This window comes from Streptomyces sp. NPDC059897 (assembly GCF_042730865.1).
GTDB lineage: Bacteria > Actinomycetota > Actinomycetes > Streptomycetales > Streptomycetaceae > Streptomyces.
On sequence record NZ_JBHWKQ010000039.1, the window covers coordinates 17,065 to 43,799 of the forward strand.

The 26,735-nt window shown below is 70.0% G+C and carries 19 protein-coding genes and 5 tRNA genes; 12 read left to right on the forward strand and 12 right to left on the reverse strand.

The genetic code is table 11. From position 1 onward, the window contains the following. Both ACFV9W_RS31170 and ACFV9W_RS31175 read right to left on the reverse strand, forming a co-directional pair. The gene (locus ACFV9W_RS31170) at nt 1–1,428 is read right to left on the reverse strand and encodes a sulfatase (protein WP_385767591.1); all 1,428 of its coding nucleotides are present in this window, start codon (nt 1,426–1,428) and stop codon (nt 1–3) included. 170 nt (nt 1,429–1,598) lie between these two features. Further along, nucleotides 1,599–1,691, reverse strand: coding sequence for a putative leader peptide (locus tag ACFV9W_RS31175; protein ID WP_385767594.1), 93 nt, complete (start codon nt 1,689–1,691; stop codon nt 1,599–1,601). 153 nt (nt 1,692–1,844) lie between these two features. Between ACFV9W_RS31175 and purF the strand changes: the two genes are divergently transcribed. Beyond that, nucleotides 1,845–3,371, forward strand: coding sequence for an amidophosphoribosyltransferase (purF, locus tag ACFV9W_RS31180; RefSeq protein WP_385767596.1), 1,527 nt, complete (start codon nt 1,845–1,847; stop codon nt 3,369–3,371). Nucleotides 3,372–3,403: 32 nt separating this feature from the next. Next, complete coding sequence (gene purM, locus ACFV9W_RS31185; protein ID WP_385767599.1) at nt 3,404–4,471, forward strand: phosphoribosylformylglycinamidine cyclo-ligase; 1,068 nt, start codon at nt 3,404–3,406, stop codon at nt 4,469–4,471. A 122-nt stretch (nt 4,472–4,593) separates the two neighbouring features. Here purM and ACFV9W_RS31190 read toward each other — a convergent pair whose 3' ends face one another. Both ACFV9W_RS31190 and ACFV9W_RS31195 read right to left on the reverse strand, forming a co-directional pair. Continuing rightward, nucleotides 4,594–4,857, reverse strand: coding sequence for a DUF3073 domain-containing protein (locus ACFV9W_RS31190; protein ID WP_385767602.1), 264 nt, complete (start codon nt 4,855–4,857; stop codon nt 4,594–4,596). Nucleotides 4,858–5,120: 263 nt separating this feature from the next. Beyond that, nucleotides 5,121–6,281 carry a Leu/Phe/Val dehydrogenase gene (locus ACFV9W_RS31195; protein WP_385767604.1) on the reverse strand — a complete coding sequence of 387 codons (1,161 nt, stop codon included), beginning with the start codon at nt 6,279–6,281 and terminating at the stop codon, nt 5,121–5,123. Nucleotides 6,282–6,515: 234 nt separating this feature from the next. On the opposite strand from ACFV9W_RS31195, the gene ACFV9W_RS31200 reads away from it, so the two are divergent. Both ACFV9W_RS31200 and bldC read left to right on the forward strand, forming a co-directional pair. Further along, the gene (locus ACFV9W_RS31200) at nt 6,516–7,370 is read left to right on the forward strand and encodes a hypothetical protein (RefSeq protein WP_385767607.1); all 855 of its coding nucleotides are present in this window, start codon (nt 6,516–6,518) and stop codon (nt 7,368–7,370) included. Between the two features lie 487 nt (nt 7,371–7,857). Beyond that, entirely contained in the window at nt 7,858–8,064 is a 207-nt protein-coding gene (gene bldC / locus ACFV9W_RS31205; RefSeq protein WP_003949541.1) for a developmental transcriptional regulator BldC, read from the forward strand. 691 nt (nt 8,065–8,755) lie between these two features. On the opposite strand, the gene ACFV9W_RS31210 is transcribed toward bldC, so the two are convergent. Together ACFV9W_RS31210 and hrpA are read right to left on the reverse strand one after the other, a co-directional pair. Continuing rightward, nucleotides 8,756–8,830 (reverse strand) — tRNA-Asp (locus tag ACFV9W_RS31210). A gap of 94 nt (nt 8,831–8,924) precedes the next feature. Beyond that, complete coding sequence (hrpA, locus tag ACFV9W_RS31215; RefSeq protein ID WP_385767610.1) at nt 8,925–12,935, reverse strand: ATP-dependent RNA helicase HrpA; 4,011 nt, start codon at nt 12,933–12,935, stop codon at nt 8,925–8,927. A 120-nt stretch (nt 12,936–13,055) separates the two neighbouring features. On the opposite strand from hrpA, the gene ACFV9W_RS31220 reads away from it, so the two are divergent. Then, the gene (locus ACFV9W_RS31220) at nt 13,056–14,285 is read left to right on the forward strand and encodes an ABC transporter permease (RefSeq protein WP_385767612.1); all 1,230 of its coding nucleotides are present in this window, start codon (nt 13,056–13,058) and stop codon (nt 14,283–14,285) included. Between the two features lie 49 nt (nt 14,286–14,334). Here ACFV9W_RS31220 and ACFV9W_RS31225 read toward each other — a convergent pair. The 4 genes from ACFV9W_RS31225 to ACFV9W_RS31240 all read right to left on the reverse strand — a co-directional run bounded on the left by ACFV9W_RS31225 (nt 14,335) and on the right by ACFV9W_RS31240 (nt 16,296). After that, a tRNA-Phe gene (locus tag ACFV9W_RS31225) sits at nt 14,335–14,408 on the reverse strand. 27 nt (nt 14,409–14,435) lie between these two features. Next, nucleotides 14,436–14,510, reverse strand: a tRNA-Asp gene (locus ACFV9W_RS31230). Nucleotides 14,511–14,559: 49 nt separating this feature from the next. Next, nucleotides 14,560–14,632: transfer RNA gene (locus ACFV9W_RS31235), tRNA-Glu, on the reverse strand. Between the two features lie 80 nt (nt 14,633–14,712). Continuing rightward, nucleotides 14,713–16,296: a metallophosphoesterase gene (locus tag ACFV9W_RS31240; protein WP_385767615.1), complete on the reverse strand. Its 1,584-nt coding sequence runs from the start codon at nt 16,294–16,296 to the stop codon at nt 14,713–14,715. Nucleotides 16,297–16,354: 58 nt separating this feature from the next. On the opposite strand from ACFV9W_RS31240, the gene ACFV9W_RS31245 reads away from it, so the two are divergent. From ACFV9W_RS31245 to ACFV9W_RS31270, 6 genes are all read left to right on the forward strand, one after another. Then, on the forward strand, nt 16,355–16,705 hold the full coding sequence (locus ACFV9W_RS31245; RefSeq protein ID WP_385767617.1) for a metallopeptidase family protein: 351 nt from the start codon (nt 16,355–16,357) through the stop codon (nt 16,703–16,705). 172 nt (nt 16,706–16,877) lie between these two features. Further along, complete coding sequence (locus ACFV9W_RS31250; protein WP_385767620.1) at nt 16,878–17,426, forward strand: hypothetical protein; 549 nt, start codon at nt 16,878–16,880, stop codon at nt 17,424–17,426. A 256-nt stretch (nt 17,427–17,682) separates the two neighbouring features. Continuing rightward, a complete protein-coding gene (locus tag ACFV9W_RS31255; RefSeq protein WP_385767622.1) occupies nt 17,683–19,890 on the forward strand; it encodes a DEAD/DEAH box helicase in 2,208 nt (735 codons plus the stop codon). Between the two features lie 170 nt (nt 19,891–20,060). Continuing rightward, the gene (locus ACFV9W_RS31260; protein WP_385767625.1) at nt 20,061–21,557 is read left to right on the forward strand and encodes an amino acid permease; all 1,497 of its coding nucleotides are present in this window, start codon (nt 20,061–20,063) and stop codon (nt 21,555–21,557) included. Nucleotides 21,558–21,657: 100 nt separating this feature from the next. Further along, nucleotides 21,658–21,730 (forward strand) — tRNA-Lys (locus ACFV9W_RS31265). A gap of 402 nt (nt 21,731–22,132) precedes the next feature. Further along, on the forward strand, nt 22,133–23,950 hold the full coding sequence (locus ACFV9W_RS31270) for an alkyl/aryl-sulfatase (protein ID WP_385767627.1): 1,818 nt from the start codon (nt 22,133–22,135) through the stop codon (nt 23,948–23,950). A 27-nt stretch (nt 23,951–23,977) separates the two neighbouring features. Here ACFV9W_RS31270 and ACFV9W_RS31275 read toward each other — a convergent pair whose 3' ends face one another. Both ACFV9W_RS31275 and ACFV9W_RS31280 read right to left on the reverse strand, forming a co-directional pair. Continuing rightward, nucleotides 23,978–24,652 (reverse strand): epimerase, encoded by a 675-nt coding sequence (locus ACFV9W_RS31275; protein ID WP_385767629.1) that lies wholly within the window; start codon nt 24,650–24,652, stop codon nt 23,978–23,980. Nucleotides 24,653–24,729: 77 nt separating this feature from the next. Beyond that, the gene (locus ACFV9W_RS31280; RefSeq protein WP_385767632.1) at nt 24,730–25,758 is read right to left on the reverse strand and encodes an NAD(P)-dependent alcohol dehydrogenase; all 1,029 of its coding nucleotides are present in this window, start codon (nt 25,756–25,758) and stop codon (nt 24,730–24,732) included. Nucleotides 25,759–25,894: 136 nt separating this feature from the next. On the opposite strand from ACFV9W_RS31280, the gene ACFV9W_RS31285 reads away from it, so the two are divergent. Then, complete coding sequence (locus tag ACFV9W_RS31285; protein ID WP_385767635.1) at nt 25,895–26,614, forward strand: TetR family transcriptional regulator; 720 nt, start codon at nt 25,895–25,897, stop codon at nt 26,612–26,614. Nucleotides 26,615–26,735 lie beyond the last annotated feature (121 nt).

Here is a 26,735-nt window from a genome sequence, read left to right on the forward strand (position 1 = left end):
TCAGGACGGATACGGCAGCAGCTGCGCGTCCGTCTTCTCCCACACCGCCTTCAACTCGGCCAGCAGCTTCGGCTCGGCGGCCGCCCGGTCCGCCTGCTCGCGCCGGTCGGCCGCCAGGTTGAACAGCTGGTCGGCGCCGCCGCTGCCCCGGTAGTACTTCCAGTCGCCGCGCCGCACGGCCCGCTCCCCGCGCACCCGCCAGAACAGCTCGCGCTGCGCCAACTCCTCGCCGCGCAGCAGGTAGCCCGCGAGGCTGGTGCCGTCGAGCGGGTACGCCTTGTCGGGGCGGGCCCCGCCGATCTCCAGGAGCGTCGCGGTCCAGTCGGGGGTGAACACCGGCTCGTGGCTGACCTGCCCGCCGTCGATCCGGGCGGGCCAGCGCACGATGGTCGGGACGCGGATGCCGCCCTCCTGGAGGGACGACTTGTTGCCGGACAGCGGCCAGTTGTAGGAGAAGCGCTCGCCGCCGTTGTCCGAGGCGAAGAAGACCAGCGTGTCCTGCTCCTGCCCGGACTCCTTCAGGGCCCGCAGCACCTGCCCGACCGAGCGGTCCAGGTCCTGGACCATCTCCGTGTACTTCTCGACCGATCCGCCGTCGTCGTGGAAGAGCGCCCGCTTGTCGCCCGCCTTGATCCGCCGTACGACCTCGGCGCTCGCCTCCTCGTCCCCGTCGGCGATCCACGGCCAGTGCGGGGTCGTGAAGTTCAGGTTGAGCAGCCACGGCTTGTCGCCGTGGTCCCGCCGCACGTACTCGCTCGCCCGCTCGGTCAGGATCCGCGTGTAGTAGCGCAGGTCCTTGTACTCGGCGTCGCCCTCCTTCACCTCGCCCTCGTAGAGGTCGTACTCGCCGCCGAGGCCCAGCTTCGAGTAGTACTCCAGGGCCCCGCCGAAGTTCCCGAAGAACTCGTCCCAGCCCGACTTGGTGGGCGAGTAGTCCGGCAGATAACCGCAGTGCCACTTGCCGATCAGGGCCGTCGCGTAGCCGGCGCCGCGCAGCAGCGAGGCGAGCGTGGGGTGGTTCGGGTCGAGCCCCACGGACCGGTCGGCGATGGGCTCCGCGAGACCGCCCTTCGTACGCCCCGGATAGCGGCCCGTGTAGAGGCTGAACCGGGTCGGGGAGCAGGTCGCGGAGCCGCTGTACGCGTCCGTGAACCGCACGCCCTGCCGGGCCAGCCGGTCCAGGTTCGGCGTCTTGATGTGCGGGGAGCCGTACGAGGAGAGATCCGCCCAGCCGAGGTCGTCGCCCAGGATGAACAGGATGTTCGGCCGCCGCGACCCGCGGCCGGAGGCGGCCCGGAAGGGCCTCTCACGGGGCTCGGCCGCCTGCGCGGTCCGGGACGTGGCCGCCCCGACTCCGGCGGCGGCGACGGTGGCGACGGCGGCACCGCCGAGGGCGCGACGGGACAGGCGAGAGGCATGCGAAGGCATGGGGTCTCCGGGGTGATGGGCCGCCGAAGCGGCGCGCGAAAGCCGCGCCTCGGCGGGGCGCGGGAATGCGGTGCTGAGCGGCTCCGGCACACGGGCGGAAGCCGCCGGCCGACGGCGTACGGACGTCAGGGCAGGGACGTCGTACGGGCGTCAGGGCAGGGGAAGGTCAATCACGCACAGAGACAGATCGCGCTCGCGACACGGACCAGGTCGACGTGGCGGCGCTCCACAAGGGTGACCGCGTGGTCACGGAGTGGCTGCATGGGCAGGGACTCTGCCGAGACTGACGTACACCTGTCAACCACTGGTCCGTACTGCGGACGCAGCGATGAGTTGGGTCACATCCGCCCCGGTCAACCCGCGTAGCCCCGGTCCCCAATTCGGACCACTGGGGGATCACGACTACACTCGAAGACGTGCCACGTGGTGACGGTCGACTCAATCACGACCTGCTCCCCGGCGAGAAAGGCCCCCAGGACGCTTGTGGCGTCTTCGGTGTCTGGGCTCCGGGTGAAGAGGTCGCAAAGCTCACGTACTTCGGGCTCTACGCCCTCCAACACCGGGGTCAGGAATCCGCGGGAATCGCGGTCAGCAATGGCTCCCAGATCCTCGTCTTCAAGGACATGGGACTCGTCTCCCAGGTCTTCGACGAAACATCCCTAGGTTCCCTGCAAGGTCATATCGCGGTCGGTCACGCCCGCTACTCGACCACCGGAGCCTCCGTTTGGGAGAACGCCCAGCCGACGTTCCGTGCCACCGCGCACGGTTCGATCGCCCTCGGGCACAACGGCAACCTGGTCAACACGGCGGAGCTCGCCGGGCTGGTCGCCGAACTCCCCAAGGAGAACGGGCGCGCGACCCAGGTCGCCGCCACCAACGACACCGACCTGGTGACGGCCCTGCTCGCGGGGCAGGTCGACGAGGACGGCAAGCCGCTGACCGTGGAAGAGGCGGCCGCCAAGGTGCTGCCCCAGGTCAAGGGCGCCTTCTCGCTCGTCTTCATGGACGAGAACACCCTGTACGCCGGACGTGACCCGCAGGGCATCCGCCCGCTGGTCCTCGGCCGCCTGGAGCGCGGCTGGGTCGTCGCCTCGGAGACCGCCGCGCTCGACATCTGCGGCGCCAGCTTCGTCCGCGAGATCGAGCCGGGCGAGTTCGTCGCCATCGACGAGAACGGCCTGCGAACGTCCCGCTTCGCCGAAGCAAAGCCGAAGGGCTGCGTCTTCGAGTACGTGTACCTGGCCCGCCCGGACACGGACATCGCGGGCCGGAACGTGTACCTCTCCCGTGTGGAGATGGGCCGCAGGCTCGCCAAGGAGGCTCCGGCCGACGCCGACCTCGTCATAGCCACTCCGGAATCCGGAACTCCGGCCGCGGTCGGCTACGCGGAGGCCTCCGGCATCCCGTTCGGCAACGGCCTGGTGAAGAACGCCTACGTCGGGCGCACGTTCATCCAGCCCTCCCAGACGATCCGCCAGCTCGGCATCCGTCTGAAGCTGAACCCGCTCAAGGAAGTCATCAAGGGCAAGCGCCTGGTCGTCGTCGACGACTCGATCGTGCGCGGCAACACCCAGCGCGCCCTGGTCCGCATGCTCCGCGAGGCCGGCGCGGCCGAGATCCACGTCCGGATCTCCTCGCCGCCCATCAAGTGGCCCTGCTTCTTCGGCATCGACTTCGCCACCCGCGCGGAGCTGATCGCCAACGGCATGACGGTCGAGGAGATCGGCACCTCGCTCGGGGTCGACTCGCTCTCGTACATCTCCATCGACGGCATGATCGAGGCGACCACCATCGCCAAGCCGAACCTCTGCCGGGCCTGCTTCGACGGCGAGTACCCGATGGACCTCCCCGACCCGGAGCTCCTCGGCAAGCAGCTCCTGGAGACGGAACTGGCCGCAGGTCCTGCGTCCACGGCTGCGTCCGACGCGATCCGTCGCCCGTAGACCCCGATTCATCAACCGAAAGATCCCAGGCAATGTCTGAGACCACTGGTGCCAGCTACGCGTCCGCGGGCGTCGACATCGAAGCCGGCGACCGCGCCGTAGAGCTGATGAAGGAGTGGGTGAAGAAGACGCAGCGCCCCGAGGTCCTCGGCGGCCTCGGCGGCTTCGCCGGCCTCTTCGACGCCTCCGCCCTCAAGAAGTACGAGCGCCCGCTGCTCGCCTCGGCCACCGACGGCGTCGGCACGAAGGTCGACATCGCCCGGCAGCTCGGCCGCTACGACACGATCGGCCACGACCTCGTCGCGATGGTCATGGACGACATCGTGGTGTGCGGCGCCGAACCGCTGTTCATGACCGACTACATCTGCGTGGGCAAGGTCCACCCGGAGCGGGTCGCCGGCATCGTGAAGGGCATCGCCGAGGGCTGCGTCCTCGCGGGCTGCGCGCTCGTCGGCGGCGAGACGGCGGAGCACCCGGGCCTGCTCGGCCCGGACGACTTCGACGTCGCGGGCGCCGGCACGGGCGTCGTGGAGCACGACAATCTGCTGGGCCCGGATCGCATCCGTACGGGTGACGCGGTGATCGCCATGGCGTCCTCCGGTCTTCACTCGAACGGGTACTCGCTGGTCCGCCACGTCCTCCTGGAGCGCGCGGGGATGGACCTGGGAGAGCACGTCGAGGAACTCGGCCGCACGCTCGGCGAGGAGCTCCTGGAGCCGACGAAGATCTACTCCCTGGACTGTCTCTCGCTCATCAGCACCACCGAGGTCCACGCCTTCAGCCACATCACGGGCGGCGGCCTCGCGGCGAACCTGGCCCGCGTGATCCCGGACGGCCTGCACGCCACGGTCGACCGCTCCACGTGGACCCCGGACCCGATCTTCGACCTGGTCGGAAAGAAGGGCCAGGTCGAGCGCCTGGAGCTGGAGAAGACGCTGAACATGGGCGTCGGCATGATGGCGATCGTGCCGCAGGAGTCGGTGGAGGTCGCCCTCGCGACGCTGGCCGACCGGGGCGTCGACTCCTGGGTCGCCGGTGAGATCGTCGAGCGCGGCGAGCACACGACGGGCGCCGAGCTCACGGGTGACTACGCGAAGTAGTCCCCGTGGGGGGCGCCCCGCGCTCCTTGTACGGACAGCACAAAACCCGGTCCGGCGTAGTGACCACCCCGGACCGGGTGAAGTGCAGCGACTGTGACGCCGCTGACTGACGTGTTACGAGGTCAAGCGCCGCGGCGCTGTGACGAAGGACCGGACTCGCCGTCCTCGTCCTCGTCCTCGTCGTACGCGTCCGCGTAGCGGGCGTACGGGTCGTCTTCCTCGTCGTCATCCTCGAAAGGCTCGCCGTTCGGCGGCTGATTCGATACCGGATCCGACGTGGATGCGCCTAGCTCGTTGGCCAGACGCGACAGGTCAGTCCCGCCGCTGTTGTACTTCAGCTGGCGGGCGACCTTCGTCTGCTTGGCCTTGGCCCGGCCGCGCCCCATGGCTCGACCCCCTCGGTGATGGGGCTTCATGGCCCCAGAGTCTTGACACGCGTACATGATCTGGAACGGACTCCCCGCAGGGAGACCGGTCCGTAGGGCTTCCACGGTACCTGAGCCCACGCCCATACGGTACGTCGCCCGCAGGACGCGCGTGTGCGCAGGACCAGCCAGGAGCCCTTTCCTCGCTGGTCAGCTGCGATTTTAACCTCTTCCCGAGGAGCGACCCGCCGAGGGGCGTGATGCTCGTTACCCAAGGGCCGTCATCAGCCCCGTCCGCGCGCCTCCGCCATCCGCTGCTCGGCGATCCTGTCGGCCGCCGCGGCCGGCGGAATCCCATCGGCCTTCGCACGAGCAAAGATGGAAAGCGTCGTGTCGAAGATCTTCGCGGCCTTGCCCCTGCACCGGTCGAAGTCGAAGCCGTGCAGTTCGTCGGCGACCTGGATGACCCCGCCCGCGTTGACCACATAGTCCGGCGCGTAGAGGATCCCGCGGTCCGCGAGGTCCTTCTCGACGCCCGGGTGCGCGAGCTGGTTGTTGGCCGCGCCGCACACCACCTTCGCGGTCAGTACCGGCACGCTGTCGTCGTTCAGCGCCCCGCCCAGGGCGCACGGAGCGTAGATGTCGAGACCCTCCAGGCGGATCAGGGCCTCGGTGTCGGCCGCGACCGCGACCTCGGGGTGCCGCTCGGTGATCCGCCGCACGGACTCCTCGCGGACATCGGTCACCACGACCTCGGCGCCGTCCTCCAGGAGGTGCTCGACCAGGTGGTGGCCGACCTTGCCCACCCCGGCGACGCCGACCTTGCGGCCGCGCAGCGTCGGGTCGCCCCACACGTGCTGGGCGCTGGCCCGCATGCCCTGGAAGACGCCGAAGGCGGTGAGCACGGAGGAGTCGCCCGCGCCGCCGTTCTCGGGGGAGCGGCCGGTGGTCCAGCGGCACTCGCGGGCCACGACGTCCATGTCGGCGACGTACGTGCCGACGTCGCACGCGGTGACGTAGCGGCCACCGAGCGAGGCCACGAACCGGCCGTAGGCGAGGAGCAGCGCCTCGCTCTTGATCGTCGCGGGGTCGCCGATGATCACCGCCTTGCCGCCGCCGTGCTCGAGCCCGGCCATGGCGTTCTTGTAGGACATGCCGCGCGCGAGGTTCAGCGCGTCGGCGACCGCCGCCTCCTCGGAGGCGTACGGATAGAAGCGGGTGCCGCCGAGGGCCGGGCCCAGGGCGGTGCTGTGGAGGGCGATGACGGCCTTGAGGCCGCTGGCCCGGTCCTGGCAGAGGACGACCTGCTCGTGGCCGCCCTGTTCCAATGGGGCCTCCCCTGCTCGAGCGGAGTCGAGAGCTTGGGGACGGAAGAGGGTGTGCAGGACGCCTCGGGCGCCGGAGGTGTCGGAGGTGGTGACAGCGTCGCCGGTCACATCGGTCACTGTGGTGACTCCCAAGTACATAGCGGCGGTTGGGCGGAATCCCGTGCGGGTGGCGGGCCTTCCGTCGGTGCTTGTGGGCAAGAGATTAGAGCGTGCGCGGGCCCGCCACGGGCGCAGTGCCAAGGATCACCCTCGCGCGCCCGCAAGGGCCGCAAGCAGGCCCGAATCCCGCCGCGTCGCCACGTGGGACGATTTGCAGTGTTTTCCAGCCGGTGGGCGGGGGAGGGAGCAGCCGTGCCCAAGGTGTCCTCGGTTTCCGTCCCGTACGCGGCGTATCTGCGCGTGTACGAACCCCTCGCAGCCTTCCCGCAGCCGGAGCGCGGCCATTGGGAGCGCTACGCGAAACGCGAGAGTCTCCCCTCTTGTCAGGATGAATTGCGCCGTTCTTTGGCCGATCTGTTGCCCACGCCTCCGGTGCCCGTGCCGGTGCACGAGAGCGACGACGCGTTCGTGATCGTGATCGACGGGGTGGTGTGCGTGTGCCCCTGGCGCACCCGGCTGCGCGGTTGGCAGGCCCTGGACGAGCTGCCGGGTGAGCTGCCGCCCACGGTCCTGGACGCGGCGATCCCGCCGGTGCTGCGCCGGCAGTCGGCCGCCGATTACGACCGCTGGCTGGAGCGCAATCCGGACGCCAGGCCCTGGATCCGGACGACCACCTGGCAGGTGCCGATCAACTGGTTCGTGCTCGTGTCGGACGACGAGCGCGAGTACGAGCCGAAGGGCGACGAGGACGGGGGCGCCGGCGTCCCGCGGCTGCGCTATCGCACGCCGATGGTGCAGGCGAGGCGCCGGGTCGCCCGGGGCCTGAAGGCGCTGAAGGACTCGATCGAGGAAGGCCCCTTGATCGACGGCCTGGTAGATGTGGGGCGCTGGCTGGAGGAGTTCCACCCCCGTTCGTACGTCGAGCTCGACTACGGCGGGCTCGTGCACGCCCTGCCGCAGGACTTCCTCGAGGACGACCACTCGGCGGCCGATGTCGCCGAGGGGATCGCGGCGCTGCGCGTCGGTGACGAGGACGGTGCGGGCGAGGCGTACGCGAGGCTTGTGGAACGCTGGCGGTCGGCGCGCGACCGGCAGTTCGCGAACTGAATCCCCAAGTGAGGCCGCTCACACCGGCCTTCGGGACCTACGTCCCGATCCGGGCGTTTGCCTCAAGCGTGACGGACGGCACTTACGGGGACCTTGCGCCCATCACCCCTCCTCGTGCCAAAATAGGACAAGGAGTCCGGGGAGGGCTCCTTCCGTCCAACTAAGTCCAACCATGGACGGATTACTCAGCATTGCACTGCCGCTGGGGGGTCTGATGGCTCCTGATCGCTCTGTGACTGATCGTCACTGTGGCGTGACTGTCCGCTATGGCACGGTCCATCGGCATCCGTCGCTGATGAACACCTGGGAGGGCAATTCCATCGGTTTGGCCGACGTGGCTGGACGGATGGTGTAGTTGTAGTGCCGAGGACAAGCCGTTCGTCCTATAACCGACTCGACTCGCGTCCGCCATTTCGGGCAACGCGGGTCAAGGTGCAGAATTTAGAGGAATGAACCGAGAAGGTTCGGTTCTCCGAGGAGGCCGCTCATGACCGCTCGCACCCCTGATGCCGAGCCGCTGCTGACCCCGGCTGAGGTCGCCACGATGTTCCGCGTCGACCCCAAGACGGTCACGCGCTGGGCGAAGGCTGGCAAGCTCACGTCGATTCGTACGCTCGGCGGACACCGCCGCTACCGCGAGGCCGAGGTCCGCGCTCTGCTTGCGGGTATCCCGCAGCAGCGCAGCGAGGCCTGAGGCACCGCATAACGCAGCAATACGGGCGTTTCAGGTCCCCCAACCTGGCGCGCGCCCACCCATAGCTCCACTCGACGCGGGTCCTGCCCCAACAGGACTCCTTCTTATGAAGACCGCCGAGGCGTCATCTCAACTGCCTCGTGGAAGCGTCACTCGATCGCGCTGGACTCCGCCGGGTCCAGCGCGATCTTTTTTGTGCGCGCGGGCCGGCCTGCGGTGGGGGTTCGTGTGCACCCCTGTGGCGACGTGTCGGGGGTGGTGCAATTGCACATATTAAATTGAGCCGTTGTAGGGAGGGGGTAAGAAACGGTGTTTCCAAAACAAGTTCGGTGACACCCGTCACACGCCCCGTCGCTTGTTGCAGGTGACGCCCTTGCGCTATTGGGCTCCGGTGCCGGTGCGCGGCCCCTGCCGGTTCGTCGACTCTCCCCAGGCTGCCACCAGTTGAGGCCGCGCAGGGTCGGCTTTGGTCACCCTTTCGAGGGTCTTTCGTCCCGACCGGGCTCGCGGGCGCTCTCAGGGCGCTCCAGGGGCCTTCCTGGCGGGCCCCAGGAGCGCCGCGGGGGTGACGGGCGGTCAGCGGGCCGTGCGGGGCGGCCTCGCGGCGTCGCGTGGCGTCCGTGCGGCGCCCATGCGCCCCTGGAAACGAAAGAACCCCCGCACCGTACGGTGCGGGGGTTCTTTCTTACTGCGGTCCTGACGGGATTTGAACCCGCGGCCTCCACCTTGACAGGGTGGCGAGCACTCCAAACTGCTCCACAGGACCAGGTTTTCGCTGCGCCGTACTGCGTTGCGCTGCGAGACAGGACTCTACAGCAGCGCAGGCCGTGCGGTCGAACTCACGCTGTGCGGTCGCCCGGTCACGGAACCTGAGCGTCGATCGCCTTCACGATCCGCTTGTCCGAGACCGGGTACGCCGTGCCCAGAGCGTGGGCGAAATAGCTGACCCGCAGCTCCTCGATCATCCAGCGGATGTCGAGCACCTCCTGCGGCACCGGCCGCCCCTGCGGCATCTGCTCGAGCAGCCACAGGTACTCGTCCCGCATCTCGTGGACCTTCTCCATGCGGGTGGTGTCCCGCTGGACGTTGGTCGGCATCTGCTGGAGCCGCCGGTCGGCCGCGACGAGATAGCGCATCAGGTCGGGCAGCCGCCGCAGTCCGGTGGCGGTGACGAAGCCCGGCTTCACCAGCTCGTTCAACTGGGCGCGCACGTCCTGGAGGTTGGGCAGCAGCACCGCGCTCTTCGTGGATTTCAGGCGCCGCTCGCAGGCCTGCCAGGCCGCCAGGACCTGCTGGACCTGGCCGACCGCCCGCACCGTGGTGTCGACGATCTCCGCGCGCACCTTGTCGTAGAGCTTGCGGTACGACTCCTCGTCCCAGGCGGGCCCGCCGAAGTCGCCGATGAGCTTGTCCGCGGCCGCCATCGCGCAGTCGTCGAAGAGCGCCTGGACCGAGCCGTGCGGGTTCGCGGACAGGGCGAGCTTCTGCGCGTTGCTCAGCTTGTCCGAGGCGAACTTGCCCGGGTTCACCGGGATGTTGCGCAGGATCAGCCGGCGCGTGCCCTTCCACATGGCCTGCGCCTGCTCGGCCTCGCTGTCGAAGAGGCGGACCGAGACGGTGTCGCCGTCGTCCACGAGCGCCGGGTAGGCCTTCACCGGCTGTCCTGCACGGCGGGTCTCGAAGACCTTCGACAGCGCCCCGACGCTCCAGTCGGTGAGGCCCTTGCGCTCCACGGACGGGCCGCCGGAGCGCTCCGCGGTGGCCTTGGCCGCCTGCGAGATCGCCTGCCGGGCCTTCGGCTTCAGCCGGAGCTTGAGCGCCTCCAGGTCCTTGTCCTCGGCGAGCTTGCGGCGCCGCTCGTCGACGATCCGGAAGGTGACCTTCAGATGGTCGGGTACGCGGCTCAGGTCGAAGTCGTCCGGCGCGACCGGGACGCCGACCATCTGCTGCAGCTCGCGCGCGAGCGTGACCGGCAGCGCCTCCTGCAGCGGCACGGCACGGTCGAGGAAGGCCTTCGCGTAGTTCGGCGCGGGCACGTAGTTGCGCCGGATCGGCTTGGGCAGGGAGCGGATCAGCTCGATCACCACGTCCTCGCGCAGGCCGGGGATCTGCCAGTCGAAGCCCTCGTCGGTGACCTGGTTGAGCACCTGGAGCGGGATGTGGACGGTCACGCCGTCCGCGTCCGCGCCCGGCTCGAACTGGTACGTCACCCGGAACTTGAGGCCGCCCTGGCGCCAGCTGTCCGGGTAGTCGTCCTTCGTGACCGCTTCAGCGGACTCGCGGATCAGCATCGAGCGCTCGAAGTCGAGGAGTTCGGGCTCCTCGCGCTTCTTCTGCTTCCACCAGGAGTCGAAGTGGGCGCCGGACACGACGTGTTCGGGGACCCGCTGGTCGTAGAAGTCGAAGAGGGTGTCGTCGTCGACCACGATGTCGCGGCGCCGCGCCCGGTGCTCCAACTCCTCGACCTCGGTGAGGAGTTTGCGGTTGTCGGCGAAGAACTTGTGGTGCGTGCGCCAGTCGCCCTCGACCAGCGCGTTGCGGATGAACAGCTCGCGGCTGACCTCGGCGTCGATCCGCCCGTAGTTCACCTTGCGCTGGGCGACGAGCGGGACGCCGTACAGCGTGACCTTCTCGTACGCCATCACGGCCGCCTGGTCCTTCTCCCAGTGCGGTTCGCTGTACGTGCGCTTCAGCAGGTGCTCGGCGAGCGGTTCGACCCACTCGGGCTCGATCTTCGCGTTGACGCGCGCCCACAGGCGGCTGGTCTCCACGAGCTCCGCCGACATCACGAACCGCGGCGGCTTCTTGAAGAGGGCCGAGCCCGGGAAGATCGCGAACTTGGCGTTGCGGGCGCCGATGTACTCATTGCGCCCGCGCTCGCGGCCGGCCTGTTTGGGATCCTTCTGCGTGGACTCCTTGGACTCCTTCACATCCTTCATGCCGATGTGCGAAAGCAAACCGGAAAGGAGGGAGACGTGGATGGAGTCGCCCGCCGCAGGGGTGTCGGGGTCGCCCAGATGGATGCCCATCTGCTTCGCGACCGTCCGCAGCTGCGTGTAGATGTCCTGCCACTCACGGATGCGCAGGAAGTTCAGGTACTCGCGCTTGCACATGCGGCGGAACGCGGAGGAGCCCAGCTCCTTCTGCTGCTCGCGCACGTAGCGCCACAGGTTCAGGAAGGCGAGGAAGTCGCTCGTCTCGTCCTTGAAGCGGGCGTGCTGCTGGTCGGCCTGCGCCTGCTTCTCGGAGGGGCGCTCGCGCGGGTCCTGGATGGAGAGCGCCGCGGCGATCACCATGACCTCGCGCACGCAGCCGTTCTTGTCGGCCTCCAGGACCATGCGGGCCAGGCGCGGGTCCACGGGGAGCTGGGCGAGCTTGCGGCCCTGCTCCGTGAGCCGCTTGCGGACGTCCTTCTGGGAGGGGTCCAACGCGCCCAGTTCCTGGAGGAGTTGGACGCCGTCGCGGATGTTGCGGTGGTCCGGCGGGTCGATGAAGGGGAACTTCTCGATCTCGCCGAGGCCCGCCGAGGTCATCTGGAGGATGACGGAGGCCAGGTTCGTGCGGAGGATCTCCGCGTCCGTGAACTCCGGGCGGGAGAGGAAGTCGTCCTCGGAGTAGAGGCGGATGCAGATGCCGTCGGACGTACGGCCGCAGCGGCCCTTGCGCTGGTTGGCGCTGGCCTGGCTGACCGGCTCGATGGGCAGCCGCTGCACCTTCGTACGGTGCGAATAGCGCGAGATGCGGGCCGTGCCCGGGTCGATCACGTACTTGATGCCGGGGACCGTCAGGGAGGTCTCGGCGACGTTCGTCGCGAGGACGATCCGTCTGCCCGTGTGGCGCTGGAAGACGCGGTGCTGCTCAGCGTGCGACAGGCGCGCGTACAGCGGCAGGACCTCGGTGAACTTGTATTTCTTCTTCTCCAGCGCGTCCGCCGTGTCCCGGATCTCGCGCTCCCCGGAGAGGAAGACGAGGATGTCGCCGTCGCCCTCGCGCATCAGCTCCTCGCACGCATCCGTGATCGCGGTGATCTGGTCGCGGTCGGAGTCGTCCGAGTCCTCTTCGAGGAGCGGGCGGTAGCGCACCTCCACCGGGTACGTACGGCCGCTGACCTCGACGATCGGGGCGTCCCCGAAGTGCCGCGAGAAGCGCTCCGGGTCGATGGTCGCGGAGGTGATGACGACCTTGAGGTCCGGGCGCTTCGGCAGCAGCTGCGCCAGGTAGCCGAGCAGGAAGTCGATGTTCAGGGACCGCTCGTGGGCCTCGTCGATGATGATCGTGTCGTACGCGCGCAGCTCGCGGTCCGTCTGGATCTCGGCGAGCAGGATGCCGTCCGTCATCAGCTTGACGAACGTGCCGTCCTGGTCGACCTGGTCCGTGAACCGGACCTTCCAGCCGACCGCCTCGCCCAGCGGCGTGTGCAGCTCCTCGGCGACGCGCTCGGCGACCGTGCGGGCGGCGATGCGGCGGGGCTGGGTGTGCCCGATCATGCCGCGCACGCCGCGGCCGAGCTCCAGACAGATCTTCGGGATCTGCGTGGTCTTTCCCGATCCGGTCTCACCGGCGACGATCACGACCTGGTGGTCGCGGATCGCGTCCGCGATCTCGTCCTTCTTCTGGCTGACCGGGAGCTGCTCGGGATACGTGACGTCGAGGGCGGCGCGGCGCTCGCGACGGGTGTCCGTGCGGACGGCGGCCTTCTCGGCCTCCGCTCCGATCTCCGTGAGGACGGCGGCGCGGGCCTCCGGCTTACGGATCTTGCGGGCGCCCTCGAGCCTGCGCCCGAGGCGGTGCGCATCGCGCAGGGACAGCTCGGAGATCCGCCGCGCTACGGCGGCGAACTGATCGGCGGCGGGGGCAGGCTGCGTAGACATACGTCCTCAAGGATCTCACCTCGGGGAAATGTGTGGCGACCGGTTTTGCGGCCGGTGCCCCGGGACGGCCGGGGTCCGCGTCCGGATGTAGAGCACCGGCGCGTGGCTTAACGTGCGGATATGTCGCACTTGCCCGATGGGTCGGAACCGACGCCCGACGAGCCCGGACCGACGTCCGACGAGCCCGGACCGACGTCCGACGAGCCCGGACCGACGTCCGACGAGCCCGGACCGGCGTCCGACGAGCCCGGACCCACGCCCGACGGGCCCGAGCCGGAGAAGGGGACCGAGCACCCGCCGCACGGCGCGCACGGGCGCCCGCCGAGCGGGTCCGAGCGCTGGGCAGGCTTCAAGCAGTCGCCCTTCTTCCCGGCGACCGTGCTCGTCCTCATCCTGGCCGCGGCGGCCGCCCTCTTCGCCGGCTCGTACACGTACTCCATGGCGAACCCGACGCCGCACCACATCCCGACCGGCGTCACCGGCGAGCACGACGCCGCGCGGCGCAGCGCCTTCGTCGGCGCGATGGAGAAGGCCCTCGACGCCCAGCTCGACCTCAAGCTCTACGACTCGCCGCGGGCGGCCCGCGAGGCCCTCGACGCCCAGAAGATCTACGCGGTGTTCGACGTGCGGGACAACGGGGCCCGCGTCCGCCTCGACGTTTCCGGCGCCTCCGGCGTCACCGTCGCCCAGGTCTTCGCCGAGGCGGCGCCCCCGGTCAGCAAGGCGACCGGCATCCCCGTGACCGTGAAGGACGTGAACCCGTTGCAGGGCGGCGACCCGCGCGGCCTCACGATCTTCTACATCACGCTCGCCGCGGTGATCATCGGCTTCGTCGGCGCGATCCAGCTCAGCGTGCACGCACGCGGCCTCAACCCGGCCGAACGGATCGCGTTCACGATCGCCTACGCACTGCTCGGCGGCTTCGCCGTGGCGGCGGTAGCGGACTGGGGGCTCGGCGCGGTGGACCTGCCGTTCGTCGAGTCCTGGCTGATCCTCGCGCTGACGATGTTCACCTGCGGCATGGTCTTCACGATGTTCAACACGTTCTTCCACCGCTGGGCGATGATCCCGACCTGGGGCCTGCTCGTCCTGCTCGGCAACCCGGCGTCCGGCGGCGCGGTCGCCCCGCCCCTGCTCCCGACATTCATCGGCCGCCTCGGCCAGTGGCTGCCCCCGGGCGCCTCGTACAACGCCCAGCACACGGCGGTCTACTTCCAGGGCAACCAGCACGCCTTCCCGTTCCTGGTGCTGGCCGGCTGGTCCCTCGTCTCCTGCGCCCTCTTCTGGTTCTGGCGCCACCGCCACCCGGGCGGCCGGGGCACGGGACCGCTGCACGCGGCACCGGTGTAGGAACCGGGAAACGCAATAGGCCCCGTCCGAAGACGGGGCCTAGTTCCTGTGGCTGGGGCCGGGATCGAACCGGCGACCTATCGCTTTTCAGGCGATCGCTCGTACCAACTGAGCTACCCAGCCACGCAGTTCACCGTGGTGATCTGCAAGCGGTCCTGACGGGATTTGAACCCGCGGCCTCCACCTTGACAGGGTGGCGAGCACTCCAAACTGCTCCACAGGACCTTGCTTTTGTGCGAGACAAGCGAGAGCAAGTGTCTCACACGGTTGTGCGTGCCCCCAACGGGATTCGAACCCGTGCTACCGCCTTGAAAGGGCGGCGTCCTAGGCCGCTAGACGATGAGGGCTATCGGCCCGCCTGCGCGCTTTGCAGCGCGTCGGGGACGTGAGAAGCATATGGGATGCAGGGAGCTATCGCCAAAACGGTTTACGGGGAGCTCTCCCCAGGGCTCGGCGAGGGGGTCGCGCCGGGCTGGTTCTCCTGCGGCAGATGGCGGCTGACCTCCGCCTTCGTCAGGCCGAGGCCGCCCAGGCGGATCTCGTCCCAGGCCTGCAGGCGCTTGCTGGTGCGGTCCAGATAGAGGACCGAGGCCTCGACGGGGTCGGGCTTGCCGTCGTCGACCGCGCGCAGGCCGCTGCCCCCGGTCGAGCCCTCGACGCGCAGCCGGGTGCCGAGCGGGAGCACCTCCATCTCCTGGTGGTGGATGTGGCCCGCCAGGACCAGCGGCACCTCGCCGTCCACCTCGCGGGCCGCGGCCGGCTCATGGGCGAGCGCGATGTCGACCGGGGTGCCCGCCGCCCGCTGGTCGCGCAGCGCCGACGCGAGCCGGACACCCGACAGCCGCTCGGCCGGGTCGCCCTGCGCCTTCACCGCCCGGTCCGGGGTGTACTGCGGGTCGCCCATCCCGGCGAAGCGCAGGCCCGCGACCGTCACGGCCTTCCCGTCGTCGAGGACCCGGACGTTCTTGAAGCGCTTCCGGTCGGAGAGGTACTTCTGCGTCGCGTTCTTCGAGTCGTGGTTGCCGCGGATCCAGACGTAGGGCGCCTTCAGGTCCTTGATCGGGTCGAGGAACGCGTTCTCTGCCTTCGAGCCGTGGTCCATCGTGTCGCCGGTGTCGACGATCGCGGAGATCCGGTACTGCTCCACCAGCGAGGCGATGATCTTCCACGACGCCGGGTTGAGGTGGATGTCCGACACGTGCAGGACCCGGATCGTCGAGGGGTCCGGCTGGAACGTGGGGAGCGTGGACGTCGCGTCGTAGAGCTTCGTGACGTTCGTGACCAGGAGCGCCAACTCCTTCTGGTACACGTCGAATTCGGTCACGATCGAGCGGGCGCTGCCGACCACGGACGGCGCCGAGGAGAGCAGCCCCGAGAACTTCGGCTCCAGGACGGACTCCGGGTTCCACGTCGCGTACGCCGTGCCGCCCGAGGCCGCGAGGAAGGTGAGCGCCAGGCCGCCGGCGGCCAGCGCCCGGCGCGGGCGGCGGTAGACCACGAGGCCGAGCGTCGTGGCGCCCGCGAGCACCGCCACGCAGGAGCGCACGGCCAGGTCGACCGTGCCGTGCTCGACGTCCCGCGCCACCTCGTCCTGCAGCCCGGAGAACCGCTCCGGATGGTCGACGAGGGTCTGGGCGCGGGCCGGGTCGATGCGGTCCACGTCGACGTCGAGGCGGATCGGGGCCGTGTGGGAGCTGAGCTCCAGGGCGCCGAGCGGCGACACGTTGATCTTCGTACCGCCCGAGAACGACGGGCGCAGCGTCATCTTCGTGTCCATCGGCCCCACCGGCGTCCGCACGCTCCCGACGATCAGCAGCCCGAGCCAGGCGCCGAGCAGCACGACCGCCACCAGACCGAGGGCACGTACGTACGGATGCGGCGGGTGGACGAGCTCGAGGACCGGGTGGGGGTGTCGGTCGCGGTAGTGGCGCAGGACGGCCGACGGCGCCCCGCGAAGGCCCCGTGTACGGCGGCGGACTCCACGAATGGCGGCGGCTGGCGAGCGGGCCATTGCTCCCGTATGCCCAAGTGCACGGGTGGATATGCGGGTTGTACCGGACAATGGCCGTGTGCTGGAGATGACGCGCGAGACGTTCGAGGAACTGGTCGCCGAAGCGCTCGACCGGATCCCGCCCGAGCTGACCCGACTCATGGACAACGTGGCCGTGTTCGTGGAGGACGAACCGCCGGCCGAGGACCCCGAGCTGCTCGGGCTCTACGAAGGGACGCCGCTGACCGAGCGGGGCGAGTGGTACGCGGGGGTGCTGCCGGACCGGATCACCATCTACCGGGGGCCGACGCTGCGGATGTGCGAGTCCAGGGAGGACGTGATCGCGGAGACCGAGGTGACCGTGGTGCACGAGATCGCGCACCACTTCGGGATCGACGACGCGCGGCTGCACGCGCTCGGATACGGGTGACCGTACGGGCGGAATATGGGTGACCGTACGGGCGGAACACGGGTGAGGTCCCCGCGCTGATTGTGGGGGCTTTGTGCGGTGCTCGCGCGGCGCGTGTCCTCGTACGGGCGACAGGAGTTGGGGACGGTACCCCCCATGGTGACCCCGTCTCGTGCACCGGAGGTGCTCGCCCGTGCGCCAGTTGTCCGTATCGCAACGCGCCCTGTCGCTCAGTGCGTTCCGCCTGGGCCGGCTGGCCGCGACGACGGTGGCCGTCGCCGCGGCCGCCGGCTGCATGAGCGTGGGCGCCGACGGCACGGGCGCGGCCACCCACTCCCCGCCGCAGCGGGGCTCCGGCGCCGCGCCCGACGGCGGCAACGCGGTCCCGGACGGCGGAGCGGATGTCGGCGCGCGCGTCGGCGACGCCTCGGAGATGCCCTCGCGGCGGCCCGCCTCGCCCGAGGACCCGGCCGCTTCCACGTCCTCGTCCTCCTCCGCCTCCCGGACGCCGACGAAGGCGTCCACCCCGGCCTCGACGCCCGCCTCGCCGACCCGCAGCGTGCCGCAGCGGCCCTCGCAGCGGCCCACCACCCCCAGCGCGACGACCACTCCCTCACCCACGAGGTCGTCCCCCGCCCCCTCCACGTCGCCGCCGACCGCCGAGCCCTCGTCCTCGGCGCACGAGGAGACCGCGTCGGAGCGGGCGAGCGAACCGCGACCACAGGCGGGGGACCCCGCCTAGGGGGAGGCGGGTCCGGCCCGGAGGGCCTGGTCGTCGTGTGATCGGGGTCTCAAGGATCCGGTTTGCCTCGGGGGGTGGGGGGTGCGTATGGTGGTAGATCGTTTGATCCCATTTGCCCGGCGCCGTCAAGAGAGCGCCGCGTGGCGCGTACTCTCCCTTGCCGTGGCTGGACCGCATTGAGGCGGTCGATTTGCTGAATTGCGAATACACGGAGTTGCGGGCGCGTGCCGAGACTCCGGAAGGTTTCGCATTTCGCATGTCCATTTCCACTGAGAACATCGCCGACCAGGCCGTCGAGAACGACATCGACACCGACACGGTCGACATCATCGAGAACGACGAGCCCACCATCACGTTCGCCGATCTCGGTCTCCCCGAGCCGGTCGTGCGCAAGCTCGCGCAGAACGGTGTGACCACCCCGTTCCCGATCCAGGCCGCGACCATCCCGGACGCCCTGGCCGGCAAGGACATCCTCGGCCGTGGCCGCACCGGCTCCGGCAAGACCCTCTCGTTCGGCCTGCCGACGATGGCCCGCCTGGCCGGCGCCCGCAGCGAGAAGCACAAGCCGCGCGCCGTCATCCTCACCCCGACCCGCGAGCTCGCGATGCAGGTCGCGGACGCCCTCCAGCCGTACGGCGACCAGGTCGGCCTCAAGATGAAGGTCGTCTGCGGCGGTACGTCGATGGGCAACCAGATCTACGCCCTGGAGCGCGGCGTCGACATCCTCGTCGCCACCCCGGGCCGACTGCGCGACCTCATCAACCGCGGCGCCTGCGACCTGAGCAACATCGAGGTCGCCGTCCTCGACGAGGCCGACCAGATGTCCGACCTGGGCTTCCTGCCCGAGGTCACCGAGATCCTCGACCAGGTTCCGGCCGGCGGCCAGCGCATGCTCTTCTCCGCCACCATGGAGAACGAGATCAAGACGCTCGTCACCCGCTACCTGAACGACCCGGTCTCGCACGAGGTCGACAGCGCCCAGGGCAACGTCACGACGATGTCGCACCACATCCTCGTCGTGAAGCCCAAGGACAAGGCCCCGGTCACCGCGGCCATCGCCGCCCGCAAGGGCCGCACCATCATCTTCGTCCGCACCCAGCTGGGCGCCGACCGCATCGCCGAGCAGCTCCGCGACGCCGGCGTGCAGGCCGACGCGCTGCACGGCGGCATGACGCAGGGCGCGCGTACCCGAGTCCTCGAGGACTTCAAGAAGGGCTACGTCAACTCCCTCGTCGCCACCGACGTCGCCGCCCGCGGCATCCACGTCGACGACATCGACCTGGTCCTGAACGTGGACCCGGCCGGCGACCACAAGGACTACCTGCACCGCGCGGGCCGCACCGCCCGTGCCGGCCGCACCGGCACGGTCGTCTCCCTGTCGCTGCCGCACCAGCGCCGCCAGATCTTCCGCCTCATGGAGGACGCGGGCGTCGACGCCGGGCGTCACATCATCCAGGGCGGCGCCGCCTTCGACCCGGAGGTCGCCGAGATCACCGGCGCCCGGTCCATGACCGAGGTCGAGGCCGAGTCCGCGGGCAACGCCGCGCAGCAGGCCGAGCGCGAGGTCACCGACCTGACCAAGCAGCTGGAGCGCGCCACCCGGCGCGCCGCCGAGCTGCGCGAGCAGGCCGACCGCCTCACCGCCCGCGCCGCCCGTGACCGCGGCGAGGACGAGGAGGGTGTCGCCGCCGCCGTCACCGCCGCGCAGGAGGCCGCCGCCGAGCAGGCCGCCCAGGCCGCCGCTGCCGCCGAGGAGGCGGAGCGCCAGGAGCGCGCCGAGCGTGCCTCCTACGACTCGCGTCCGCGCCGCGACGACCGGGGCAACTTCGAGCGCCGCGACAACCGTCGTGACGACCGGGGCGGCGACCGTGGCGGCTTCCGCCGCGACAACGACAAGGGTGGCTTCCGCCGGGACAACGACCGCGGTGGCGACCGTGGCGGCTTCCGCCGTGACGACCGTGGTGGCGACAAGGGCGGTTTCCGCCGGGACGACCGTCGTGACAACGACCGTGGTGGCCGTTCCTTCGAGCGCCGCGACGACCGCGGCGGTGACCGTGGTGGCTTCCGCCGTGACGACCGTGGCGGCGACAAGGGCGGTTTCCGTCGCGACGACCGTCGTGACAACGACCGTGGTGGCCGTTCCTTCGAGCGCCGCGACGACCGGGGTGGCGACCGTGGCGGCTTCCGCCGGGACAACGACCGCGGCGGCTTCAACCGCGACGACCGCGGCGGCCGTTCCTTCGAGCGCCGTGACAACGACCGTGGCGGCTTCCGCCGCGACGACCGTCCCTCGGGCCACCGGGGCAGCGACCGTCCGTTCAACCGCGACCGCCAGGGCGACCGTCCCTCCTCCGGCGGCCACCGCCCCTACGGCCGTCGTGACGACCACCGTGGCGCCGGCTCCGGCACCGGTTCCTCCTTCGGCCGCCGCGACGACAAGCCGCGCTGGAAGCGCAACGGCTGACGGTTGACGGTCGACGGTCGACGGTCGACGGCTGACCGTTCCTGAAGCGACAGGGCCGCGGCCCCACTCCCTCACGGGGGGTGGGGCCGCGGCCTTTTTCCGTACCGGGAACGGGAGTTGGGCCTTGATCGGCCGCATGCGGCGCCCCCGGCGAGGGAATCGCTGGGGGCATGACAAGTGATGCCAGCAGAGCCACTGACGCGCAGCAGTCGGCCGTGGCCGCGGGTTCCGACGAGGAGCGCCTCGCCCAGCTCGGCTACACGCAGGTCCTTGCCCGCCGCATGTCGGCCTTCTCCAACTACGCCGTCTCCTTCACGATCATCTCGGTCCTCTCGGGCTGCCTGACGCTGTACCTGTTCGGCATGAACACGGGCGGCCCGGTCCTGATCACCTGGGGCTGGGTCGGCGTCGGCCTGATGACGCTCTTCGTGGGCCTGGCGATGGCCGAGATCTGCTCGGCGTATCCGACGTCGGCGGGGTTGTACTTCTGGGCGTATCAGCTGGCGCCGGAGAAGTCGGCGGCGGCGTGGGCGTGGATCACTGGTTGGTTTAATGTCCTGGGGCAAATCGCCGTGACCGCCGGCATCGACTTCGGTGCGGCGTCCTTCCTCGGGGCGTACCTGAACCTCCAGTTCGGCTTCGAGGTGACGCCGGGCCGCACGATCCTGCTCTTCGCCGGGATCCTGCTGCTGCACGGACTCCTCAACACCTTCGGCGTACGCATCGTCGCCTTCCTCAACAGTGTCAGCGTGTGGTGGCACGTGCTGGGCGTCGCGGTGATCGTCGGCGCGCTCGCCTTCGCGCCGGACAGCCACCAGTCGGCGTCCTTCGTGTTCGGCGAGTTCGTGAACAACACGGGCTGGGGGAGCGGTCTGTACGTCGCGCTGATCGGGCTGCTGATGGCGCAGTACACCTTCACGGGCTACGACGCGTCGGCGCACATGACGGAGGAGACGCACGACGCGTCCACGGCCGGCCCGAAGGGGATCGTCCGCTCGATCTGGACGTCGTGGATCGCCGGTTTCGTGCTCCTGCTCGGCTTCACCTTCGCGATCCAGTCGTACGAGGGCGCGCTGAACTCGCCGACGGGCGCGCCCCCGGCGCAGATCCTCCTGGACGCGCTGGGCGCGACGGCGGGCAAGCTGCTGCTCCTGGTCGTGATCGGCGCCCAGCTGTTCTGCGGGATGGCGTCCGTGACGGCCAACTCCCGCATGATCTACGCGTTCTCGCGCGACGGGGCGCTGCCGTTCTCGCGCGTGTGGCACACGGTGAGCCCGCGCACCCGCACCCCCGTCGCGGCGGTCTGGCTGGCGGCGGCGGGCGCCCTGGTCCTCGGCCTGCCGTACCTGATCAACGTTACGGCGTACGCGGCCGTGACCTCCATCGCCGTCATCGGCCTCTACATCGCGTACGTCATCCCGACGCTGCTGCGGCTGCGCAAGGGTGACGCATTCGAGCGGGGGCCGTGGCACCTGGGCCGCTGGTCGACGGTGATCGGTGTGGTGGCGGTGGCCTGGGTCGCCGTCATCACGGTCCTCTTCATGCTGCCGCAGGTCTCCCCGGTCACCTGGGAGACCTTCAACTACGCCCCGATCGCGGTCCTCGTGGTCCTCGGTTTCGCGGGCACGTGGTGGGCGGTGTCGGCGCGGCACTGGTTCCTGCGCTGACGCTCGGCCCGGCGCGCGGGACCCGGGATGCCGATACCCGATCGGCCTCCCGGCGACGGCGGGCTATGCTCGGGGGTGCGTCGGCTCAGGTCGGCGCGGTGGACCCTTAGCTCAATTGGCAGAGCAGTGGACTTTTAATCCATTGGTTGTGGGTTCGAGTCCCACAGGGTCTACGTGACGTGGGGGGAGGGGCATCCCCTCTGACCTGCTAATTAGCGCTCGGGTCGGCTTCGGTCGGCTCGGGCGCTTCTTCGTTTGCGAGACATTGCGTGAGTGATGCCTGAGCGGATTCGGCAGGACGTGTCCGAGGTCTCGTCTCAGACGTCCTCGCCTCGGACGGCAGCTCGATATGCCCCCGGCCCAGGGGCCTGCCCGTGCAGCGTTGCCGGACGCAGCAACTGTTCAGGACCTTCACGGACTTGGTCCCGCCGCCGGAATGGACGGGCCGGGTCCCGGCCCGTCGACGTTCCCATGGCCTGCGGGCGGCCCGGATGGGCTAGTCGTTGGTGCGGATGGAGTGACGGCGTCGGTGAATGGAACCCACGTGTGCGTTCGTGTCCACCCAAGGAGACCCAGTGAGCGTTGCCGACCTGCCGTTCGAGGACACCACCGACGACCACAACGCCGATCGCGGCTTCGTGGCGGGACTGAAGGACCCGGTGATCAAGGACGAGTCCGGGAAGACGGTGTTCGATGCCGACGCCTACGCCTTCCTGGACGCCGAGTGCCCTGACACCGCCAACCCGAGCCTGTGGCGGCAGAGTCGGCTGTGTGCCCGTTCCGGCCTGTACGAGGTCGCCGAGGGGATCTACCAGATCCGTGGCCTGGACATCTCCAACATGACGCTGGTCGAGGGAGACACCGGCGTCATCGTCATCGACCCGCTGATGTCCATGGAGACGGCAGCCGCCGGGCTGGCCCTCTACCGCGATCAGCGAGGAGACCGCCCGGTCACCGCAATGATCTACACCCACTCCCACGGCGACCACTTCGGCGGCTCACGCGCCATCGTGCCCCACGGCGTCACCGACATCCCGGTCATCGCGCCGTCCGGATTCCTCGAGCACGCAGTGGCGGAGAACGTCTACGCCGGCAACGCCATGGGCCGCCGAGGGGTGTACATGTACGGAGCCCGCCTTCCCCAGGACCCGGCCGGCCAGATCGGCTGCGGACTGGGTACGGCCACCGCACTGGGAACCATCAGCCTCGTCGCGCCGACGCACGACATCACGCGGACCGGTCAGGAGATGACGCTCGACGGAGTGCGCATCGTCTTCCAGCTCACGCCCGGCACCGAGGCCCCCTCGGAGATGAACTTCCTCTTCCCCGACCGGCGGGCTCTGTGCATGGCCGAGAACGCCACCCACACCCTGCACAACGTGCTGACCCTGCGCGGCGCGGTCGTCCGTGACGCCCGCATCTGGGCCCACTACATCACCGAGGCCCTGGTGATGTTCGAGGGGCAGGCCGACGTCGTCTTCGCCTCCCACCACTGGCCCACCTGGGGCGAGCGGGAACTCACCGACTTCCTGACCACCCAGCGCGACCTCTACGCCTACCTCCACGACCAGACCCTGCGCATGCTCAACAAGGGGCTGACCGGCCCGGAGATCGCCGAGGAGATCACCCTGCCGCCCGCCCTGGAGGCATGGGCGGCCCGCGGCTACTACGGGTCGGTCAGCCACAACGTCAAGGCCATCTACCAGCGCTACATGGGCTGGTTCGACGGCAACCCGGCCCACCTGTGGGAACACCCGCCCACCGAACTCGCCAAGCGGTTCACCGCCGACTACGGCGGCATCGAGGCCATCGTCGCCAAGGGCCGCCAGTACGCCGAGGACGACGACCTCCGCTTCGCCGCGACCCTGCTCAACCACGCCGTGTTCGCCGAGCCCACCCACAGCGGGGCCCGCGAGGCACTCGCCGCCGTCTACGACCGCCTCGGTCACGGCGCCGAGAACGCCACCTGGCGCAACTTCTACCTCACCGGCGCCATGGAACTGCGCGGCACCCTCGCCACCGCAGGCGTCGACCTCACCAACCCGGAGATCGCCCTGGCCCTCACCGTCGATCAGCTCATCGACACCCTGGCCATCCGCATCGACGGCCCCCGCGCCTGGGACACCACCCTCACCATGAACTGGCACCTCGCCGACCAGGACCGCACTTGGCACCTCGGCCTCTCCAACGGAGCCCTGACCTACCGCACCAGCCGGGGCGCGCCCACCATCGACGCCGACCTCACGCTCACTCTCACCAAGCCCCAACTCCTCGGTGTCATCGCCGGCCAGGGACTCGACGACATCGACACCGCAGGCGATCCTCGGACGCTGGAGCGGCTCGTCGGCCTCCTCGACACCGCCGACCCCAACTTCCCGATCATCACGCCCTGACGTGCATGCTGCTCGGGCTGTTCGGGGTCAGTCGTCGCGGTGTTTCGCCAGCGCGACGATGTCGCGGTTCTCCAGGACGTGCCGCTCGTGGCCGTGGCGTGCCAGGTGCAGGGCCGCGCGGCCGATCTGCGCGGTGTCGGTCATGGCGGTGTCGGTGAGGCGGCGGATCAGCGGGGCGAGGGGTGCGACGGCGGCGGTGCCCCAGCGGTAGGCGCGGGTCTTGGACCGCTGTTGGTGGGCGGGGAGGACGAAGGCGGGGCGCAGGGCGTAGCCGTTGGGGAAGGCGTCGATGACCGCGTTCTCGGTGCGGCCCTTGACGCGGGCCCAGCGGCTGCGTCCCCGCTCGCCGCTGTCGGTGCCGGCGCCGGACAGGTACGCGAAGGTCAGGCCGGGGTTGAGTTCGGTCAGGGTGCGGACGGCGGCCAGGGTGTAGCCGTAGGTGACGCGTTCGTAGTCGTGCGGGCTCATGCCGACGGCGGAGACGCCCAGGCCCCAGAAGCAGGCGTCGGCGCCGTCGAGGTCCGCGCGGATCGGGGTGAGGTCGAGGAAGTCGTCGTGCACCACGTGGCGTTGCTTGGGGTGCGGGGTGTCCATGGGCGACCGGCCGACGGTGATCACTTCGGTGACGTCCGGGGCGCGCAGGCTCTCCTGGACGAAGCCGTCGCCGATCAGCCCGCTTCCGCCGAAGACCACTACCTTCATGCTGCCTGTCTCCTTACTGGGGTACCGGGGGAGCCGCGGCTCGGGCTCCCCCGGGGACGGGATCCGGGCAGGGCCGGTCAGTCGAGGTCGGAGAGGTCCAGGACGAAGCGGTAGCGGACGTCGTTGGCCGCCAGGCGGTCGAGGGCCTCCTTCACGCGGGCGGAGGGGAGCACCTCGACGTCGGGCTCGATGCCGTGCTCGGCGGCGAAGGCGAGCATCTCGGCGGTGGCGGGCAGTCCGCCGGTGGCCGAGGAGGACAGCCGCTTGCGGCCGATGAGCAGCAGCAGGTTGTTGACCGGGATCTCCCAGGAGACACCGAGCAGACTGAGCTCGCCGTCGAGGTCGAGCATCAGGATCTCGGGGTCGAGGTCGTGGGTGGCGGCGATGGTGTCGATGATGAGGTCGAAACTCCCGTACGCCTGCTTCACCTGTGTCTCGTCGGTGGTGAGCACGAAGCCGGTGGCGCCGAGTGCGCGGGCGTCCTTCTCCTTGTCGACGGTGCGGCTGAGGACGGTGACGTCGGCGCCGAGGGCCGCGGCGAACTTCACCGCGAGGTGGCCGAGGCCGCCGAGCCCGGCGACGGCGACGCGGCTGCCGGGCCCGATGTTCGCCTTGCGCAGCGGGGACCAGACGGTGATGCCGGCGCACATCAGCGGGGCGGCCTTGGCGGGGTCGAGTCCGTCGGGGAGCGGCAGGGCGTACTTCTCGTTGATGACGTACTCGCGGCTGTAGCCGCCCTGTTGCGGGCGGCCGTCCACGCGGTCGGGGCCGCCGTAGGTGGGCGACCAGCCGTCGGTGCAGTAGATCTCCTCGCCCGCGAGGCAGTTCTTGCAGGTGCCGCACGAGTCGACGACGGTGCCCACGGCTACCCGGTCGCCGACGGCGAAGCGGGAGGCGGCGGAGCCCAGCTCGGTGACGGTGCCGATGAACTCGTGGCCGGGCACGGTGTCGGGCATGACGTGGACGGCGTGCAGATCCGAGTGGCAGACGCCGCAGTAGTCGACCCGGACCGCGATGTCACTCTCGCGCAGGTCGCGGCGCTCCAGCGGTACGCGCCGCAGGTCGGTGGTGCCGTCGGTGATCTTCCAGCCGGTGGTGGTGCGCATGGTGCTCCTCAGTGGTGGGGACGGCCGGTGGGAGCAGCCGCCGCCGACAGTAAGTTACTGCCGGTCTCTTATGTCGTTCCACGTTAACGGACCGCCGGTACCTTCGCAAAGTACCGCCGGTATGTAACATGTGGTGGTGACCTTCCAACGCGCCCGCACCGACGAACAGCGCAGCGAGCGGCGACGGCAGATCCTCGACACGACGGCGGCGATGCTGGCCGACATGCCGGTCGCCAAGCTGAGCCTGAACGAGCTGAGCCGTCGCGTCGGCCTGGCCAAGGCCAACGTGCTGCGCTACTTCGAATCGCGCGAGGCGATCCTGCTTCAGCTCCTGGACGCCGAGCAGCAGGACTGGATCGCAGAACTGGAGGACGTCGCGCCCTCGGGCGTCGGCACGCCGCGCGAGCGGGGGGACCAACTGGCCCGCCTGCTCGCGGAGTCGGTCGCCCGGCGGCCGGTGCTCTGCGATCTCATGGGCGCGCAGGCCACGGTGCTCGAACACAACATCTCCGCCGAGGTCGCCCTCCGGCACAAGCAGGCCGCACTGCGCTCTGCCGAGCGCCTGGCGGAGGTGGCCCGCCTGCGGCTGCCGGAACTCGCGCCCCAGGACGCCTTCCGGCTCGTCGGGCTGACCTGGCTGACGATCGCCGCCGCCTGGCCTTACCATCAGCCGCCGCAGGCGCTGTTGGACGCCTACGCCGCGGATCCGGCCCTGGGCGGGCTGCGGGCCGACTTCACCGACGTCGTACGCCAGTCCGTCGAGGTCACCCTCTCCGGACTTCTCGCGCGCGCCGAGGACGCACCTCTGGGCGTGCGCCCCCTCGGTGCGGCCGGGCCCCGGGCGTCGGCTGAATGAGCCGGCCCGGCAGTCCCTGGGAAGTCGTGGGCGAAACCGGCACCAGTACGCCCCCGGCGGCGCCTGGCAGCACTCGCGCGACAACCCCGCCCTCGCCCGCGGTGACTGCGACGCCGCCGCG